This window comes from Acidovorax sp. K2F (genome assembly GCF_025246485.1).
Taxonomy (GTDB): domain Bacteria; phylum Pseudomonadota; class Gammaproteobacteria; order Burkholderiales; family Burkholderiaceae_C; genus Acidovorax; species Acidovorax delafieldii.
Genome location: NZ_JAOBSQ010000038.1, coordinates 1 through 17,393, shown reverse-complemented (window position 1 = coordinate 17,393; position 17,393 = coordinate 1). Strand labels below are relative to the sequence as shown.

Here is a 17,393-nt window from a genome sequence, read left to right as displayed (position 1 = left end):
CCATGCCTTACATCAAGATCCAGATCACCCGCGAGGGTGCATCGCGCGAGCAAAAGGCCCAGCTGATTCGGGGCGCTACCGACCTTGTCGTGCAGGTGCTCGACAAGAACCCAGCCACTACTTTTGTTGTGATCGAAGAAGTGGATACCGACCACTGGGGCATCGCTGGCGAAACCGTGACCGTGCTGCGTGAGCGGGCGAAGAAAGGCGGTGCGCAATGAGTAGCGCCGCTGACTTTGCCGCCATCCATTCGGTGCTGGAGCTGTACCTCGACGGCCTTTACCACAGCGACACAACGCGCCTGGCCAAGGTGTTTCATCCGCAGGCCCTGTACGCCACGGCGGTGGGAGAGCAACCCATCTTCTGGCGTATGAACGAGTACTTCCCGGTGGTGGATGCTCGCCCAGCCCCTGCGGCGAGCGGCCAAGGGCGCACCGACCGCGTGCTCTCCATCGACCTGGTAGGCCCCGTCACGGCACTGGCCAAACTCCAGTGCTCCATTGCGCCCAAACATTTCATCGACCTACTGACGCTGCTCTGGCTGGACGGACGCTGGCAGATCGTCTCCAAGGTCTTTCATTACGACATCAGAGATTGACATGAATATTCTTCGACCTTTCTACAAGCCGTTTCTCTCTTCAGTGGGCGGGCTGGCGCTGTATTGCGTCACTGCATTGCTGCTGGGTTTTTCTGCCAGCGCATCGGCTCACCAAGAGTGCGCGGCCCCAGGGTGTGCTGCTTCGGAGCCGTACCATGGAATGCCCGCGATTGCGACCATTGGAGCGCGCACCGGCAAGTACATGGAAATCCCCGAAGCTGCCAAGGGACCCACCATTGACCCCGCGAAGGGTTATCGAATCCAGGAACTGGGGCGCGGCCTGTACATGGTGACCGACAACGTCTACCAGGCGATGTTCGTGGTGCACGAAAAAGGCGTAGTGCTGGCTGACGCACCGCCCCCGCTGGCCGGATTTATCGCGAAAGCCATCCGTGAAGTCACGGGCAAGCCGATCACACACATCATTTACAGCCATGCCCATGTTGACCACATCGGTGCAGCAGGGGAGTTGCTAGCCACGCTGCCGCGCCGACCTGTGATCATTGCGCACGAAGAAACCCAAACCATCCTGGCGCGTGCACGTGATCCCAAACGCCCGCTGCCCGGCGTCACCTTCCGCGACAAGTACACCCTCAAAGTGGGCGGGCAGCGCCTGGACCTTTCGTACCACGGCAATGGTCATGAGCCGGGGAACATCTTCATCCTGGCACCTGAGCAACGTACGTTGATGGTGGTGGACGTCATCTTTCCCGGATGGATGCCGTGGAGACGCCTTGCGCTGGCGCAGGACATCCCGGGCTACTTCAAGCAGGTCGAGAAGATCAAGTCGATGGACTTCGACTGGCTGGTTTCTGGCCATGTTGCACGCGCCGGTACCAAGGCCGACGTCGCCATGCAACACGAGTTTTTGCAAGATCTCAAAGAGGCTGCCGGCAAGGCACTGCAGAACACTGCCTTGGGCGAGGGCATGGATGCCCGCGACCAATCCAACCCCTGGGCCGTCTTTGACAATTACATAGACCGCGTGGCGGCCCAATGTGTGAACGCGTTGACACCCAAGTGGGCTTCTCGCCTGGCGGCTTTTGATGTGTACATCTGGGACCAGTGCTTCACCATGGAGCAGAGCCTGCGGCTGGATTGAACATGGCACTCAGAAACTACATCTACCTTATGTTGCTTACGCTGGCCGTTGGGCAGCCGATGGCGGTAGTAGCCCAACCATTGACAGAGTCTGTGGACGCATTGGAGGCGTTGTTTGGCAAACACGCTGGCGTGCGTCGTACGCAGACGAAGGGGCTGTGTGCGAAGGGCTTCTTCATCGGAACTGCCGAGGCACGAGCACTGAGCAAAGCGACTGCTTTTTCGGGAGCCCAAGTGCCAGCCCTCGCTCGGTTTTCGGTGGGTGGGGGCAATCCCGGCGCGTCGGACAAAAGCCGCTCAACACGTGGTCTGTCGCTCAAGCTGGACCTTCCCGATGGGGCAGTCTGGATGCAGGCCAACCTGTCTGCTCCGGTATATTTTGTGAAGGACCCGGCGGACTTCGCTCCGTTTGTCCGATCCCGCGTCCCGGACCCGGTGACCGGTAAACCGTCTCCAGAACGCTTGGCAGCATTCAACCTGGCTCACCCCGAGTCGTTGCGCCAGGGGAAATATCTGGCCGAGCGTTCTGCGCCTGCGAGTTATGTCACGACTCCTTATTGGGGCGTGAACGCATTCATCTTCCGGGCTCCGGATGACCAACGCCGCTTTGTGCGTTGGCGCTTTGAGCCGGAGGCGGGAGAGCAGCGGCTGAGTGAGGAGCAGAGCATGCAGCTACCCGACGATTTTCTCGCGGCAGAGCTGAAGGAGCGACTTGCCAGAGGACCCGCTTCCTTCCGGTTTTTGGTGCAGTTGGCTGAAGACATCGACGATCCCAGCGACCCGACCGTCGCGTGGCCAGAACAGCGTCGGCAGGTCACTGCAGGGCGTCTGGTGATTGAGAGCTTGTCCGAGTCTTCGACCTGCGAGCCCGTCCTTTTCAATCCCCTGGCTCTGCCGGATGGCATCGAACCTTCTGCCGACCCGGTGCTGCTGGCGCGTCCAGCCGCATATGGGATTTCATTCGGGCGCCGAATGGCGGAGCGCCAATGAACGCCGCCGCCAGCGAGCGACACCGCTTGGTGTTTGTGGGAGACCCCATGTGTTCATGGTGCTACGGCTTCGGACAAGAACTGTCCGAGGCACTGGCCCGGCGGCCCGAAATGCGGCTCGACATCGTCACTGGTGGTCTGCGTGCAGGGGCTACTGAGGTATTGGACGATGCCGGCAAGAGCTTGAGGTTGTTTCACTGGGCGAAGGGGGAAGCACAGACAGGCGTGAGCTTTGACCGAGAGGCCCTCCTGGCTCGGCGAGGCTTTGTATACGACACAGAGCCTGTCTGTCGCGCGGTAGTTGCCGCTCGGCTCAGTCAGCCGGGTGCAAACCTGTTGGCCATTTTTCGGGCGCTGCAAAAGGCTTTTTATGCCGACGGCTTGGACACGACCGATCCAGAAGTGCTGGTCGCCGTAGTGACTCAGGCTCTGTCGGTACAGGCGTTGGATGCCCAAGGGCTGCAGGAGTGCTTCGTGGCCGATGCAACCCTCCAGGTGACTCAGAGGGACTTTGCGCAAGCGCGTCGCTGGGGCATCACCAGCTTTCCCGCACTTCTGGGCAAACATGGCGAGCACCTGGTCCGCCTGGTGGATGGTTTTGCCAAAGCGCCCGCGTTGCTTGCGACCATAGATCGTTGGATGGATCAGACATCCATGACAGTCACACCCCGGGGCTAGCGGGGGAAAGTGTATGCAACGCCACAGATGGTGAGGCCCACTTTGTGCAGCAGCGCTATTGATCAGCCCCTGTTGCATGCTTCCCGATTTTTCCCACAGCCTGCATGATCGCGCTGGCAATTCAGAGTTGGCTTTTTGAATCTTTCCCTCCTAAGATGGCCTGACGCTTCGGCATTGCTGGCATAAGCCTGATGTGTGCTTTGCCGAATGTGGCGAGCGTTGAAGGTCCCTGGAGCAGCTGACTCTCCAGGAAGCAGAAAGCGAGAGGGCTGCATGGCGACTGACTTTTCTGCCGGGTACTGGGAGCAAAACCCCGATGCATTGCTGGTGCTATCACCCCAGGGCGTGGTGCTGGAGTGGAACCCGGCGGCCGAGCTGATCTTTGGCTATTCGCAGGCCGAAGTGCAGGGGCGCTCCATCCTCGACCTGATCGTGCCCCAGGGCCGCGCACACGAAGAGGACCTTTTCCGTGCCGAGGCCCTGCGACTGGGCACTTCGGTGCAGGAGGCTGTGCGCCGTCGCAAGGACGGCTCGCTGGTGCATGTCAATGTATCGACCAAGGCCGTGTGCGATGCGGCCGGGCAGGTGCTGTACTTCTTGTCGAGCAAGAAGGATGTCACCCAGCTCAAGGTGCAGCGCGATGCCAAGCTGCTGGAGGCGCGGTTTCGCGACCTGCTCGAATCCACCCCCGACGCCATCGTGATGGTCAACGTGACCGGGCGCATCGTGCTCGTCAACTCGCAGGCCGAGCGCGTGTTTGGCTACCCCCGCTCCGAGTTGTTGGGCCAGGCGGTGGAAGTGTTGTTACCCCACCGCTACCGGGGTGCCCACCTGGGCCACCGCAGTGGGTTTTTTGGCCAGCCGCGCACGCGCACCATGGGCGCGGGGCTGGAGCTGCATGGCCTGCGCAAGGACGGTGGCGAGTTCCCGGTCGAGATCAGCCTGAGCCCCATCGACACCGAAGAGGGCACCATGGTGATGAGCGCCATCCGCGACATCACCGACCGCAAGCGCGCAGACCAGAAGTTCAAGGACCTGCTGGAGGCCGCACCCGACGCCATGGTCATCGTCAACCGCGAAGGGCGCATCGTGCTGGTCAACTCCCAGGCGGTCAAACTGTTTGGCTGGAGCCGCGATGAGCTGCTGGGCCAGCCCATTGAGTTGCTGGTGCCCCAGCGCTTCAGCGCCCGCCACCCCGACCACCGGCGCAATTTTTTTGCCGAACCACGTACCCGATCCATGGGCGCCGGGCTGGAGCTGCACGGTTTGCGCAAAGACGGCAGCGAGTTTCCGGTCGAGATCAGCCTGAGCCCGCTGGAGACGGAGGAAGGCCTGTTTGTCTCCAGCGCCATCCGCGATGTGACGGAGCGCAAGCGCATCGAGCAGGTGCTGCGCGACAAGAACCTGGAGCTGGAGAACGCAGCGCTGGTGAAAGACCGTTTTTTGGCCAGCATGTCCCACGAGCTGCGCACACCGCTCAACGCCATCATTGGCTTTACCGGCACGCTGCTCATGAAGCTGCCCGGCCCGCTCAATGCTGAACAGGACAAGCAGTTGCGCATCGTGCAGACCGGCGCCAAGCACCTGCTTTCGCTCATCAACGACCTGCTCGATGTGGCCAAGCTCAGCGCCAACAAGGTCACACTGAATCTGGAGCCCGTGGACTGCAAGACCCTGATCGAAGAAGTGTCTGCGACACTGGAACTGGAGGCGCGGCGCAAGGGCTTGGCCTTTGCCGTGCATGCGCCGCCGGTGGATGTCTTGCTGCTCACCGACCGGCGCGTGCTCAGTCAGATTCTCATCAACCTCGTGGGTAACGCCATCAAATTCACGCAACAGGGGAGGGTGGATGTGGTGCTGCAGGAGTTGCTGCTGCCCACCGGCCGCGCCGTTCAGCTGCGGGTGCAGGACACCGGGCCAGGCATACCGCTGCAGGAGCGGCCCCGGCTGTTCGAGGCGTTTTCGCGGGTCGAGAGTGCGGACCGCCGCCACCATGAGGGCACAGGCCTGGGCTTGCACCTGAGCCGCAAGCTGGCCGAAGCACTGGGAGGCACCCTGGGTTTTGACAGCACCGAAGGCCTGGGCAGCACCTTCACCCTGCAATTGCCGGAGCCCCTGGCATGACAACCACCATCCATCCCGCCACCATTCTGGTCATCGAGGACGATGACGCAAGCCGCCTGCTGGTCACCTACCTGCTGGAAGCCGCTGGCCACCGCGTGCTGGCGGCCGAAAACGGTGCCGTGGGGCTGGACCTGGCCCTCGCCGAGAGTCCGGACATTGTGTTGTGCGACCTGCAGATGCCGGTGATGAACGGGTACGAGGTGGCCCGCGGCCTGCGCGCCAGCCCACGCTGGCGGGTGGTGCCACTGGTGGCGGTGACTGCGTTCTCGATGCCCGGTGACCGCGAAAAGGCCCTCGAAGTCGGCTTTAATGAACACCTGTCCAAGCCCATCACGCCCGAGACGTTTGTGCAGCAGATCGAGGCGTTTTTGGCTGGTGCCCACCCGGCTCCGCCCCAATCAGGTTGAACATCCAGCACGTACAGCATGGCAAAGATCCTCGTCGTCGATGACCTCCCCGCCAACCGCGCCCTGGTGGTGACCCTCATCGGGCACAGCGGCCACCAGGCGCTGGAGGCGGCCGATGGCGCCGAGGCGTTGGCTGTAGTCCGTGCCGAACGCCCCGACCTGGTGATCTCCGACATCCTGATGCCGACCATGGACGGCTTTGAGTTTGTGCGGCAACTGCGCTCAGAACACGGCCTGGCGGCCACGCAGGTGATCTTTTGCAGCGCCCACTATCACGAGGAAGAAGCCCTGCACCTTGCTAAGGCCTGCGGCGTGACCCAGGTGCTGTTCAAACCCTGCGAGCCGCAGGACATTCTGGCCGCCATCGAGCAGGCGCTCACGCAGATCCGCCACCAGCCCTCGGTCGCGTTGGAGCACAGTTTTCAGACCCACCACCTGCAGTTGGTGACCGACAAGCTCACCGGCAACATGGCCGAGCTAGAGGCCATGAACCGGCGCCTGTCCGCGCTGACCGATCTGAACCTGCAGCTGGCCTCCGAGCGCGACCCGCAGGTGCTGCTGGCCAATGTGTGCCGGGGTGCGCGCGAGCTGGTGGGCGCGCAGTACGCCGTGTTGTGTGTGGTGCGCAAGCACAGCGACGGTGCCATCACCTGCACCAGCGGCATAGACCCGGCCCGGCAGAACGGACCGCTCGATCTGCCTGTGGTGTCGCATGGGCTGTTGGGGCAGCTGCGGGCCGAACGCCGCCCGCAGCGCCTGGTCAATGCCGACGGCGACCCTGTGGCGCTGGGTTTGCCCGCAGGCTATCCCCCGGTGCACACGGCGGTGATCGCACCCATCGTGTCGTTGTCGTTCTCCTATGGCTGGCTGTGTCTGGCCAACAAGCTGGGGGCCGATGCCTTCAGCGCCGATGACGAAAAAGTCCTCGCCATCCTGGGTGCGCAGGTGGGCCGCATTTACGAGAACGGCAGCCTCTACCTGGAGATCCAGCAGCACGCCGACCAATTGCAAGTGCAGGTGCAAGAGCGCCAGCGGGCCGTGGATGCCCTGCGTGCCAACAAGGCCAGCCTGCGCCGGGCCCAGGCGCTGGCCAAGATATCCCACGTCATCAGCGGGCCCGATGGCGCCTTCGAAAGCTGGCTCGATACCTTGCCCGACATGCTGGGCCTGGACGAGAGCGCCATGCCCCGCTCGGCCCGCGAATGGCTGGCACTGGTACACCCCGATGACCGCGACATGTTCCGCCGCCATGCGCTGCAGGCCGCCCACCTGGGCGCGCGCATGGATTTCACCTACCGGGTTCTGCGTGGCGACGGCCAGCCGCTGTACTTGCGCCAGGTGATGGAGCCGCTGGAGGACGAGGCGGGCCGTGGGGAGCAGGGCCGCTGGTTCAACACCATCCAGGACATCACCAAGGAAAAGCGCGCCGAAGAAGAACTGCACGAAAGCGACCGCCGCTTCAACGACATGCTCGACAAGGTCGAGATGATCTCGCTGATGCTTGACTGCGAAGGACGCATCACCTACTGCAACGACTACCTGCTGCGCCTGACGGGTTGGCAGCGCGACGAGGTGTTTGGCCGCAACTGGTTCGATCTGTTCGTTCCACCCGAGATGGGCGATGTGCGCAGTGTTTTTGCGGACGTGCTGGCCGATCGGCCGTCGGCCTGGCACTACGACAACGAGATACTGACCCGCTCTGGCGGGCGGCGCCTGGTGCACTGGAACAACACCGTGTTGCGCTCGGTGGGCGGGCAGGTGACCGGGGTGGCAGCCTTGGGAGAAGACATCACGGCGCGCCGGGATGCCGAGCGGCGCATCAAGCGCCTCAACCGCGTGTACGCCGTGCTCAGCGGCATCAACACCTTGATCGTGCGCGTGCGCCAGCGTGACGAGCTGTTCCGCGAGGCCTGCCGTGTCGCGGTGGAGCAGGGCCAGTTCAAGATCGCCTGGATCGGCCGCGTGGACCATGCCCTGCAAGAGGTGGTGCCGGTGGCGCTCGCCGGGGCCGGGGCGGAGTTCCTCATGCATGTGCGGCGCCGGTTGTGGCTCAGCGAAACCCCCAGGGAGGGCGAAAGCCTGAGCGCCAGCGTGGTGCGCACCCAGCAGGCCGCGGTGTGTGAAGACATTCAGAGCGACCCGCGCATTCTGGTGCCGCAGGAGCTGGCTGCGCGCGGCGTGGCATCCATGGCGGTGCTGCCCTTGCTGGTGGCGCACGAGGTGGTGGGCGTGATCGCCCTATTTGCAGACGAAGCCGGGTTCTTTGACGATGACGAGATGCACCTGCTGACCGAGCTGGCGGGGGACATCGGCTTTGCCATGGACCACCTCGACAAGGAAGAGCGGCTGAACTACCTGGCGTACTACGACGACATCACCGGTCTGCCCAACCGTACCCTGTTTCTGGAGCGCAGCGGCCAGCACCTGCGGCCGCGCGAAGGGGCCAAGGCGCTGTTGGGCATGGGGCTCATGGACATCAGCCGGTTTCGGTTCGTCAACGACACCCTGGGGCGCCAGGAGGGGGACGAACTGCTCAAGCAGGTGGCGCAGCGCCTGCAACAAGCGGCGGGCGACGCGTACGACGTGGCGCGCATTGGCGTCAACAGCTTTGGCATCGCCGTGACCGACGCGCGGGATGCGGGCGCAGTGGCGCTGGCGCTGGACGGGTTGATGCGGGCCTGTTTTGATTCGCCCTTTGTGCTGGGCGGCACGGAGCTGCGCATGGCGGCCAAGGCCGGTGTCGCGCTGTACCCCATGGATGGTGCCGATGCAGAGACCCTGCTGCGCAACGCGGAGGCAGCCCTCAACAAGGCCAAGGCCTCGGCCGACAGCCTGCTGTTTTACACCTCGGAGATGAACACCCGCGTGGCGGAAGCCCTGAGCCTGGAAGGCCGCCTGCGCGACGCATTGGAGCAGGGCCAGTTTTTGCTGCACTACCAGCCCAAACAGCACCTGGCCACGGGTGCCATCGCCGGGGCCGAGGCCCTGATCCGCTGGAACGATCCCCGCCGGGGACTGGTGCCACCCGCACAGTTCATCCCCATTCTGGAAGAAACCGGCCTGATCTACGACGTGGGCCGGTGGGCGTTGCGCCAGGCCCTGGCCGACAACCTGCGCTGGCGCCAGGCGGGGCTTGCGCCCCTGCGGGTCGCCGTCAATGTGTCGTTCTTGCAGCTGCGGCACCGGGGCTTCATTGCCGAGGTGCGCGACGCCGTGGCCCACGACGCAGGGGCGGCCGCTGGGTTGGAGCTGGAGATCACCGAAAGCATGGTCATGGACGATGTGCAGCACAGCACCGCCAGCCTGCATGCACTGCGCGAGATGGGCATCACCATTGCCATCGACGACTTTGGCACAGGTTTCTCGTCACTGAGCTACCTGGCCAAACTGCCGGTCGATACGCTCAAGATCGACCGGTCCTTCATCCTGAACATGGCCTCAGGCCCGCAGGGCGTGGCGCTGGTCTCCACCATCGTCAACCTGGGGCACTCGCTGGGCCTCAAAGTAGTGGCCGAAGGTGTGGAAACCGAGGACCAGTCCCGGCATCTGGCGCTGCTGGGTTGCGACGAGATCCAGGGGTATCTGCTGAGCAAGCCGGTGCCTGCCGAGGTGTTTGAGGCGCAGTTTCTTCAGTCAGCGGTGGCCGATTGACAGAGCATGTCTTCGGCGTGTTTGCGCTTTAGTCCACAACGGGCTGTCTGGTCATTTGTTAAGGCGATTCGCGCATATGCAGCGTGTGCGTTGCAACGACATTTGCCAGCACCTCATCATGGGTAACCAACACTAAAGCAGCCCCGGATTCGTGTACGGCATCTAGCAGTACCTGTATAGCCTCTTGCTGCGTGATGGGGTCCAGGCGCGAGGTGGGCTCGTCGGCAAACAGCAGCGCTGGTTGCGCCACCAGCACGCGCGCCAGCGCAATGCGCTGCAACTCGCCGCCCGAGACTTGGTCGGGCCTGCGCGCCAGCAGGTCCTCGGGCACGCGCAGCTGCGCCAGGCGCTGCTGCACGGCCTTCCAGTCGCAGCGGTGCAGCCGGGCGGCGTCGCGCAGCGACTGGGCCAGGCTGATGTGCGGAGCAAACGAACTGACCGGGTCCTGGTACAGCTTTTGGAACGCATACGGGCGCAGCCGGGCGCTGCGCTCCACACGGCCTGTGTCGGGCGCCACCAGGCCCAGCAGCACATTGCCCAGTGTGCTTTTGCCGGTGCCGCTTGGGCCTTGCACGGCGATGCGTTCGCCGCTGCGCAGTTCCAGGTCCAGCGGCGCAAACAGCTTCTGCGCACCATAGGCTTTGGAGATGCCATGCGCCTGTACGACGGGCTCACCCAGCGTGGGCTCGGCAAACGGCAGCCAGCGGGCCGGGTCGGCCTGCAGCAACTGGCGGGTAAAGGCGTGCTGCGGCGCGGCGGCCACGGTGTGGATGTCGCCTTGCTCCACCGCCTGCCCGTGGCGCAGCACGATGACCTGGCCGCCCAGCGCCTGCGCCACCTGCATGTCGTGGGTGATGGTGAGCAGGCAGCCGCCTGTCTTCAGCACGCCCTGGAACAACTCCACCATGCGGCCGCGCCAATGTGCGTCCAGGCCCTTGGTGGGCTCGTCCACCATCAGCACCGGGGCGCCCCCGGCCAGGGTGATGGCGGCCACCGCGCGCTGGGCCATGCCGCCCGACAGTTGCCAGGGGTAGTGGTTGCCCGCGCCGCCCAGGCCCGCAGCGCCCAGCACCTGTTCGGCCTGTGTGCTGGCGGCGCTGGGGGGCTGCTGGTGCAGCAGGCGGTACACCTCGGCCAGCTGCGGCGCCACGCGGGCCAGGGGGTTGAGTGCCAGCGAGGGCTCCTGCGGCAGCAGCGCCAGCTTGCGGCCCCACAGGGCGCGGCGCGCGGCGGCGTCCTGGGCGCGGGTGGTGGTGCCATCCAGCGTGATCTGGCCCGTGGCCTGCAGCGCAGGCGGCAGGTTGCCCATGATGGCCTGGGCCAGCAGCGACTTGCCCGCGCCGCTTTCGCCCACCAGCGTGAGCGCCTCGCCCGGCCGCAGGCTGAAGCCGATGTCGCGCAGCAGCCGCTTGCCGCCCACATGGATGCCCAGCCCCTCCACGGCCAGCAGAGCGTCGGATTTCAAAGGCGTGGTCATGCGGTCTCCCGGTCGGGGTTGAGCAGCATCATCGCGGCCACCAGCCACACCAGCAGCGCGGTGGGGGCGGCAATGAGCCACGGGGCTTCTTCGTAGTAGGGCATGGCCTCGGTCATCATCAGGCCCAGCTCGGGCGTGGGCGGCTGCATGCCCACACCCACAAAACCCAGCGCGGCCAGCGCCAGCACGGCCTGCGACGTGGTGAAGGCCAGCAGCGTGCCCAGCGTGGGTGCCAGCGCGGGCAGCAGGTGGCGGCGCAGCACATAGCCGCGCCCAAACCCCAGCAGGCGCGATGCCTGCACCGCGTCGCCCGCCAGCACGGGCCGGGCCACCGCACGGCTCACGCGAAAGTACTCCACCCACAGCGCAGCCGACAGGCCCGCATACAGCGCCCACAGCGCGCCGGGGGCGAGCGCCGCAATCAGCAGCACCAGCAGCAGGCCCGGAATGGCCAGCACCGAGTCCGACAGCATGAGCAGCGCCCGCTCGGTGCGCCCGCCGCACCACGCGGCGGCAATGCCCAGCAGCGTGCCGGGCACGGCGGCGCTCACGGCCGCCAGCAGTGCCATGCCCAACGAGAGCTGCGCCGCATGCGCCAGCCGCGCCAGCGCCGAGCGGCCCAGCACATCGGTGCCCAGCCAGTGCTGGGCGCTGGGGGGCGCCAGGGTGTTGCGCAGGTCTTGCACCACCGGGCTGGCGCCCACCAGCCAGGGGCCGAGCAGGGCAAACAGCGCCAGCAGGCCGAGCATGGCTAGCCCCAAGGTGGTGCGCAGCGGCCAGCGGGGCTGGGCCACTACGGCGCCTGTGGGCGATGAAAGGGTGGAAGGCACGGCACTCATGCAGCCACCTTTTGTGTGTGTCGGGGGTCCAGCGCGAGGCACGCCGCATCCACCAGCAGGTTGAAGGCCACAAACAGCACGCCCATGCACAGCGCCGTGCCTTGCACCACAGGGATGTCGCGCCCGAACACGGCGTGCACCAGCGCATGGCCAATGCCGGGCCAGGCAAACAGCGTCTCCACCACCAGCGCGCCCTCCACCAGAAACAGCGCCTGCACGCCCAGGTAGGCCGTCACTGGCACAGCCGCATTGCGCAGGCCGTGGCGCACCAGCGCCTGCCAGTCGCTCAGGCCCTTGGTGCGCGCAAATTCAAAGAAGGGCGACACCACCACCTCCAGCATCGCAGCGCGGGTCACGCGCGCCAGCCCGGCGGCCAGGCCCAGCCCCAGCGTGAGCGCGGGCAGCGCCAGGCTGGCCTGGCTCTCGTCACCGCCCGCCGGCAAAAACCCCCACTGCACCGCCACCAGCAGGATGAGTAGCACCGACAGCAAAAACGGCGGCAGCGCGCGCAGCACCACGGCCATCAGCCAGCTGGCCTTGTCCACCCAGCCCTGGGGGCGCAGTCCGGCCCACACGCCCAGTGGCACACCCACGGCAAAGGCAATGGCCAGCGCGGCAGCCGACAGGCGCAGCGTGGCGCCCAGGTGGTGCGTGACCTCGTGCCACACCGATCGCTGCGACACCAGCGACTGGCCCAGGTTGAAGCTGGCCATGTCGCGCCACCAGTGCAGCAGCGCCAGCCAGCCGGGTCGGTCCAGCCCCAACTCCGCGCGCACCGCGTCGGCGGCAGCGTTGCTCACCAGGTCATAGCCATAGCGGCCCGCCGCCACGCGCATGGCCAGGTCGCCCGGCAGGGCACGCACCATCAAAAAGCACAGCGTGCCGATCAGCAGGGACACGGCCAGCACCTGCACCAGCCTGCGGCCGAGCAGGGCGGCCCAGGGTTTTGACATCAAGGGGTTCATGGGTTGTTCCACTCCATGCCGGTCAGGCGGTAAGAACGCTCCAGCGGGTCTAGCGTGACGCTCGCCAGCCGGGGGGCCACGGCCACATGCTGGCGGTACCACGCCACGGGGATCACGGGCAGCTCCGTTTGCAGGGTGTGCGTGATGGATTGCCGCAGCGCGCGCGTGCGCTCGGGCGGCGTCTGGGTGCGCGTCAGCTCCTGCAGGGCCTGCACCACGGTGTCGCTGTGCCAGCCCATGGCGCCCCAGTCGCCGCCCTGCGCCGCAAAGTCGCCCGCCAGCGTGCCTGTGGGGTCGGGCACGTTGGCGTAGTTGCGCGCCGCCAGGGCCAGTTGCAGGCTGCCGTCGCGGTGGCCCCGGGGCACGTCGCCCGAGTTGCCGATGCTCACCTTCACCGCCATGCCCGCCAGCCGCCACTGTTCCTGCAAGGCGGTGGCAATCAGCGGCAGCTCGGGCCGGTCCACAAAGGTGCGGATCACCAAGTGCAGCGGCTGGCCATCGGCATCGCGCAGGCCGTCGCCGTGGCGCTGCCAGCCTGCGGCGCGCAGCAGGCGCGCGGCGGCTTCGGGGTCGTGCTGCAGCGCGGGCAGGTCGGGGTTGTGCCACGCACCCAGCGTGGGCGGCAGCAGCTGCGTGGCGGCCAGCGCCTCGTCGCCCATCAGCGCCAGCGCAATGCCCGCGCGGTCGATGGCCAGGCTCAGCGCCTGGCGCACGCGCACGTCGCGCAATGCGGGCAGGCCCGCATTGAGCTTGACGATGACGGTGCGCGGCAGCGTGACCGATGCAATGCGCACGGTGGTGCGGCGCGCCAGAGCCGGGTTTTTGGCATGGCGCTGCAGCCGCCGCAGGCTGGCTGGGTCCAGCCCATAGGCCAGGTCGGCCTGGCCGCTCTCGGCCATCAGCGCGCGGGTTTCGGCGCGGCTGGCGGCCAGGTAGCGCACGGCGGCAATGGCGGGGCGCGGGCCGTCGTAGGCGTCAAACACCACGGTCTCCACCTGCTGCGGCGGCACCAGCAGCGCAATGCGGTAGGGGCCGCTGCCAATGATGCTGCGCACCTTGCCGTCGGCCCCGTAGCTGGCCGGGGCCAACACCATGGTGCTGGAATGCGCCAGCAGCGCGGGCAGGGCGGTGTGGGGGCGTTGCAGGCGAATCAGCACCGTGCCCACGTCGGGCGCAGAAATGGATTCGATGGGTGCCTGGCTCAGCAGCGCGGGCGCCACCTGAGCGGCCTGCAGGCTGCGCACCACGGCGGCGGCCGTCACCGGCGTGCCATCATGAAAACGCGCCCCGGGCCGCAGCTCAAAGTGCCACACCAGCCCATCCGCCGACCGGCGCCAGAGCCGCGCCAGCGCGGGCCGTGGCTGGCCATTGTCTGCAGCGTCCAGCAGGGTTTCGGTGACCTGCAGGCGTGTGAACACATAGCCGCTGCTGGCGGGTGCCAGGCCGCTGATCTCCCACGGGCCGACGATTTGCAGCGGTGCGGGGGCGGACGCGGGCGGTGTGCCCTGCGCCCACGCAGCGGGCAGGGCGCCTGCCGCCAGCGCGGCCACGGGGGCCTGCAAGGCGCGGCGTCGCGTCAAGGGTTTTGGGCCGGTTGAAAGTGTTGTCATGCAGGTCACCGGCACCACTCAGAACTTCGCCTGCAGCCCGACGGTGACCGTGCGCGCCGCCCCCGGTGCCACCCACACGCGGCTGTACGAGCTGGTGTAGTGCACCTTGTTGAACACGTTGTCCACGTCCAGCGACAGGTTCAGCGTGGGGCTCAGGCGCCAGTACGCCATCAGCTTGGCCGTGGTGTAGCTGGGCAGCTCAAACGCGGCGGTGCCCGCATTGGCCTCGGCCTGCGTGCGGGCCTGGCCCAGGCGTTTGCCCACGTGCGTCACGCCGCCGCCCACGCCATAGCGCTGGCCGTTGGCGAGCTGGTTTTCGTACACCGCCAGCACGCTGCCGTTGATGCGCGGCACGTTCAGCAGGCGGCCGCCCACCTCCAGCGTGTTGTCGCGGGTGACCTCCACATCGTTGATGACCAAGCTGGCATTCACGCGCCAGTGGGGGCTCACGCGGCCCGCCAGGTCCAGCTCCAGGCCCCGGCTGCGCACCTCGCCTGCGGCCACCGAGAAGCCCGCATTCAGCGGGTCGCTGGTCAGCACATTGCGCTTGGTGATGTCGAACAGCGCCGCCGTGGCGCCCAGGCGCTGGTCGGCGCTCTCCCACTTGGCGCCCAGCTCCAGCGCACGGGATTTTTCGGGATCAAAGCCATTGCCCGCCACATTGCTGCCCGTGTTGGGGCGGAAGGAACTGCCCGTGTTGGCATACACCGTCCACCCCGGCGTGGGCAGCCAGCTCACGCCCAGGCGCGGCGACACGGCCGATGGGCTTTGCGCCGTGGTGCGGTTGGTGATGCGGTTTTGCAGGCTCTGGTCGTAGTTGTCGGCCCGCAGCCCGGCCATCACGCGCCACTGCTCGCCCAGCTTCAGAGTGTCTTGCACATACAGCGCGGTGTTGCGCTGCTTTTCCAGCGTGTCGGTGTTGCGCCCCGGCGTGGGCTGCGCCTGGCCGTACACGGGGTTGAAGATGTCGATGGCATAGGGCGCGGCGGCGCTGGGGTTCACCCGCAGCATCACCGAATCCATGCTGAACCGGTAGCTTTCCACCCCCACCAACAGCTCATGCTCCAGCCCGCCCGTGCGCAGGTTGCCCTGCAGCTCGGCCTGCACGGCCACATCGTCCGACTGAAAGTCGCGATACCGCCGCTGGCGCGTCAGCGTGCGGCCATTGGCCTGCAGCGCCGTGGCCTCGGTCGAGAAGCCCTCCATCCCCGTCTCACGGTACGACAGCCCCACGCGGCTGCGCCAGTCGGGGTTCCACTCGTGCGACAGCACCAGCTGGTGCGTCTGGTTGGTCACCGTCACATCGCCATCGGCAGGCTCGCCCAAAAAGCGGCTGGCGGGTACGGCCCCAAGGCGGTTGTTGACCGCCACCACACCCCGGTCCAGCGGCGTGGCGTGGCGCAGAAATTCGGCCGTGTACTCCAGCACCGTGTCGGGCGACAGCTTCCAGGTCAACGCCGGTGCCACCACCTGCCGCTGCGCGCGCACATGGTCGCGAAAGCTGCCCTTGTCTTCCACCGCCACGTTCAGGCGGTAGGCCAGCCGGTCGTTGATGGGGCCGGTGGTGTCCAGCGCCGCACGGCCCAGGCCGTAGCTGCCCGCATAGGCCTCCACCGAATGGGCGGCCTTCCACAGCGGTTTCTTGCTCACGATGTTGAGCGTGCCGCCGGGCTCGCTGCTGCCATACAGGGCAGCCGCCGGGCCTTTGAGGAACTCCACCCGCTCCACCCCCGCCAGGTCGCGCGGCGCATTAAAGCCCCGGTTGGACGAAAACCCGTTGAGCAGCGTCGCCATGCCCGTGTTCTCGTTGCCCGGCAGGCCCCGGATGGCAATGTTGTCCCACAGCCCGCCAAAGTTGTTCTGGCGCGAGACACCGCCCACATAGTCCAGCACATCATCGAGCCGCGTGGCGCCCAGGTCGTCCAGCGTCTGGCGCGACATCACCCGCACGGATTGCGGCAGCTCGCGCAGCGGCAGGCTGGTCTTGGCGCCCTCGGCCTCGTCGGCGTAATAGGTGCCCGAGGCACTGCGGCCCACCACGTCCACGGCAGACAGGGTGGGTGGGGTGACCACATCGCCGTCTGCGGCCCAGGCGGGGTGGAGGGAGGCCAGCAGCGCGGCGGCCGCCATGGCCGTCAAGGTGGGGCGCGGCAGGGGCGCAGGGCGTGAAGAAGAAACAGAAGAAGAGGAGGAGCGCATGGCTAACCAGTCCAAAAAAACATGAACGCAAAACGAGGCCCGGCGCGCCTGGAGATGGGGCGCACGAGGTTGCGTGCCTGCACACACCCACGGGGGTGAGTGCAAGGGCGAAAACGAAAAAGGGGATGCGCTAAAGAGCGCAGGCTGGCTGGGGTCTGACGCGTGTCAGGCCCGCTGGGCTGGCGGAGGATCGCGTGCAGCAAACGGCCAGCGCACCTGCTGGGCCGTGAAGGGGGCTATGCTACGCGGCGCGATGGCGCCGGGTTCTGCGGGGAGTTGCGGTGGGCGGGCGGGTGCATGCGCCAGCCCCGCCTCCAGTGCGTGGGTTAGGCACCAGGCGCAGGGGGTGTGTGTCTCTTCGCTGTGCTCGTCGCTGGCTGCGGAGCTGGTTGCCAACGCATCCACATCGACTGCGGTTGCCGAGGCCGTGGTTCTGCCCACCAGCTCTTGGATGTGCCGCGCCTCATGCAAGGGCGCGCCCGCCAGCGCGTTGAACAACGCCACCAGCAGAAGCACGATGTGGAAAGGCAGGGCGGGGATGGTGCGGCGCAGCATGACGGGATGCGAATCATACTCAACTGCGGGTGGCAGCTTACTGAACGGGTCTCGTCGGGAGTTGAAGCAACGCCACCCAACGCCGCAGAAGATGGGGCTTTTGGCCTTTTTCAGGGAACAGTCCAAATGGGCAGCGAACGTGAAGTTGCAACCTCCGTGACTCCGTAGGTATGGCCAGGAACCCTTCCGCCGGGCACTAG

At 66.4% G+C, this 17,393-nt stretch carries 14 protein-coding genes; 8 read left to right on the top strand and 6 right to left on the bottom strand.

The genetic code is table 11. The features are described from left to right. Positions 1–2: 2 nt before the first annotated feature. The 8 genes from N4G42_RS14405 to N4G42_RS14370 all read left to right on the top strand — a co-directional run bounded on the left by N4G42_RS14405 (position 3) and on the right by N4G42_RS14370 (position 9,548). Positions 3–221: a tautomerase family protein gene (locus tag N4G42_RS14405; protein ID WP_056062421.1), complete on the top strand. Its 219-nt coding sequence runs from the start codon at positions 3–5 to the stop codon at positions 219–221. Continuing rightward, a complete protein-coding gene (locus N4G42_RS14400) occupies positions 218–598 on the top strand; it encodes a nuclear transport factor 2 family protein (RefSeq protein WP_056062424.1) in 381 nt (126 codons plus the stop codon). Before N4G42_RS14405 ends, N4G42_RS14400 begins: the two co-directional genes overlap by 4 nt. Position 599: 1 nt before the next feature. Then, positions 600–1,700, top strand: coding sequence for an MBL fold metallo-hydrolase (locus N4G42_RS14395; RefSeq protein WP_260667669.1), 1,101 nt, complete (start codon positions 600–602; stop codon positions 1,698–1,700). A 2-nt stretch (positions 1,701–1,702) separates the two neighbouring features. Next, entirely contained in the window at positions 1,703–2,689 is a 987-nt protein-coding gene (locus N4G42_RS14390) for a catalase family peroxidase (RefSeq protein ID WP_260667668.1), read from the top strand. Then, positions 2,686–3,366, top strand: a complete 681-nt coding sequence (locus N4G42_RS14385) for a DsbA family protein (protein WP_260667667.1) — start codon at positions 2,686–2,688, stop codon at positions 3,364–3,366. The genes N4G42_RS14390 and N4G42_RS14385 overlap by 4 nt, the downstream gene beginning before the upstream one ends. A 273-nt stretch (positions 3,367–3,639) precedes the next feature. Further along, positions 3,640–5,490, top strand: a complete 1,851-nt coding sequence (locus N4G42_RS14380) for a PAS domain S-box protein (RefSeq protein ID WP_260667666.1) — start codon at positions 3,640–3,642, stop codon at positions 5,488–5,490. After that, positions 5,487–5,897 (top strand): response regulator, encoded by a 411-nt coding sequence (locus tag N4G42_RS14375; protein WP_056062437.1) that lies wholly within the window; start codon positions 5,487–5,489, stop codon positions 5,895–5,897. Before N4G42_RS14380 ends, N4G42_RS14375 begins: the two co-directional genes overlap by 4 nt. Before the next feature lie 18 nt (positions 5,898–5,915). After that, positions 5,916–9,548, top strand: coding sequence for an EAL domain-containing protein (locus N4G42_RS14370; RefSeq protein ID WP_260667665.1), 3,633 nt, complete (start codon positions 5,916–5,918; stop codon positions 9,546–9,548). A 58-nt stretch (positions 9,549–9,606) separates the two neighbouring features. Here N4G42_RS14370 and N4G42_RS14365 read toward each other — a convergent pair whose 3' ends face one another. The 6 genes from N4G42_RS14365 to N4G42_RS14340 form a co-directional block, all read right to left on the bottom strand. After that, positions 9,607–11,025, bottom strand: a complete 1,419-nt coding sequence (locus N4G42_RS14365) for an ABC transporter ATP-binding protein (RefSeq protein ID WP_260667664.1) — start codon at positions 11,023–11,025, stop codon at positions 9,607–9,609. Next, entirely contained in the window at positions 11,022–11,864 is an 843-nt protein-coding gene (locus N4G42_RS14360; protein ID WP_108499531.1) for an ABC transporter permease, read from the bottom strand. Before N4G42_RS14360 ends, N4G42_RS14365 begins: the two co-directional genes overlap by 4 nt. Continuing rightward, positions 11,861–12,829 carry an ABC transporter permease gene (locus tag N4G42_RS14355; protein ID WP_108499532.1) on the bottom strand — a complete coding sequence of 323 codons (969 nt, stop codon included), beginning with the start codon at positions 12,827–12,829 and terminating at the stop codon, positions 11,861–11,863. Before N4G42_RS14355 ends, N4G42_RS14360 begins: the two co-directional genes overlap by 4 nt. Further along, the gene (locus tag N4G42_RS14350; RefSeq protein WP_260667663.1) at positions 12,826–14,439 is read right to left on the bottom strand and encodes an ABC transporter substrate-binding protein; all 1,614 of its coding nucleotides are present in this window, start codon (positions 14,437–14,439) and stop codon (positions 12,826–12,828) included. Before N4G42_RS14350 ends, N4G42_RS14355 begins: the two co-directional genes overlap by 4 nt. A gap of 18 nt (positions 14,440–14,457) precedes the next feature. After that, a complete protein-coding gene (locus N4G42_RS14345) occupies positions 14,458–16,569 on the bottom strand; it encodes a TonB-dependent siderophore receptor (protein ID WP_409557835.1) in 2,112 nt (703 codons plus the stop codon). Positions 16,570–16,803: 234 nt separating this feature from the next. Next, on the bottom strand, positions 16,804–17,193 hold the full coding sequence (locus N4G42_RS14340; protein ID WP_260667661.1) for a DUF2946 family protein: 390 nt from the start codon (positions 17,191–17,193) through the stop codon (positions 16,804–16,806). Between the last annotated feature and the right edge of the window lie 200 nt (positions 17,194–17,393).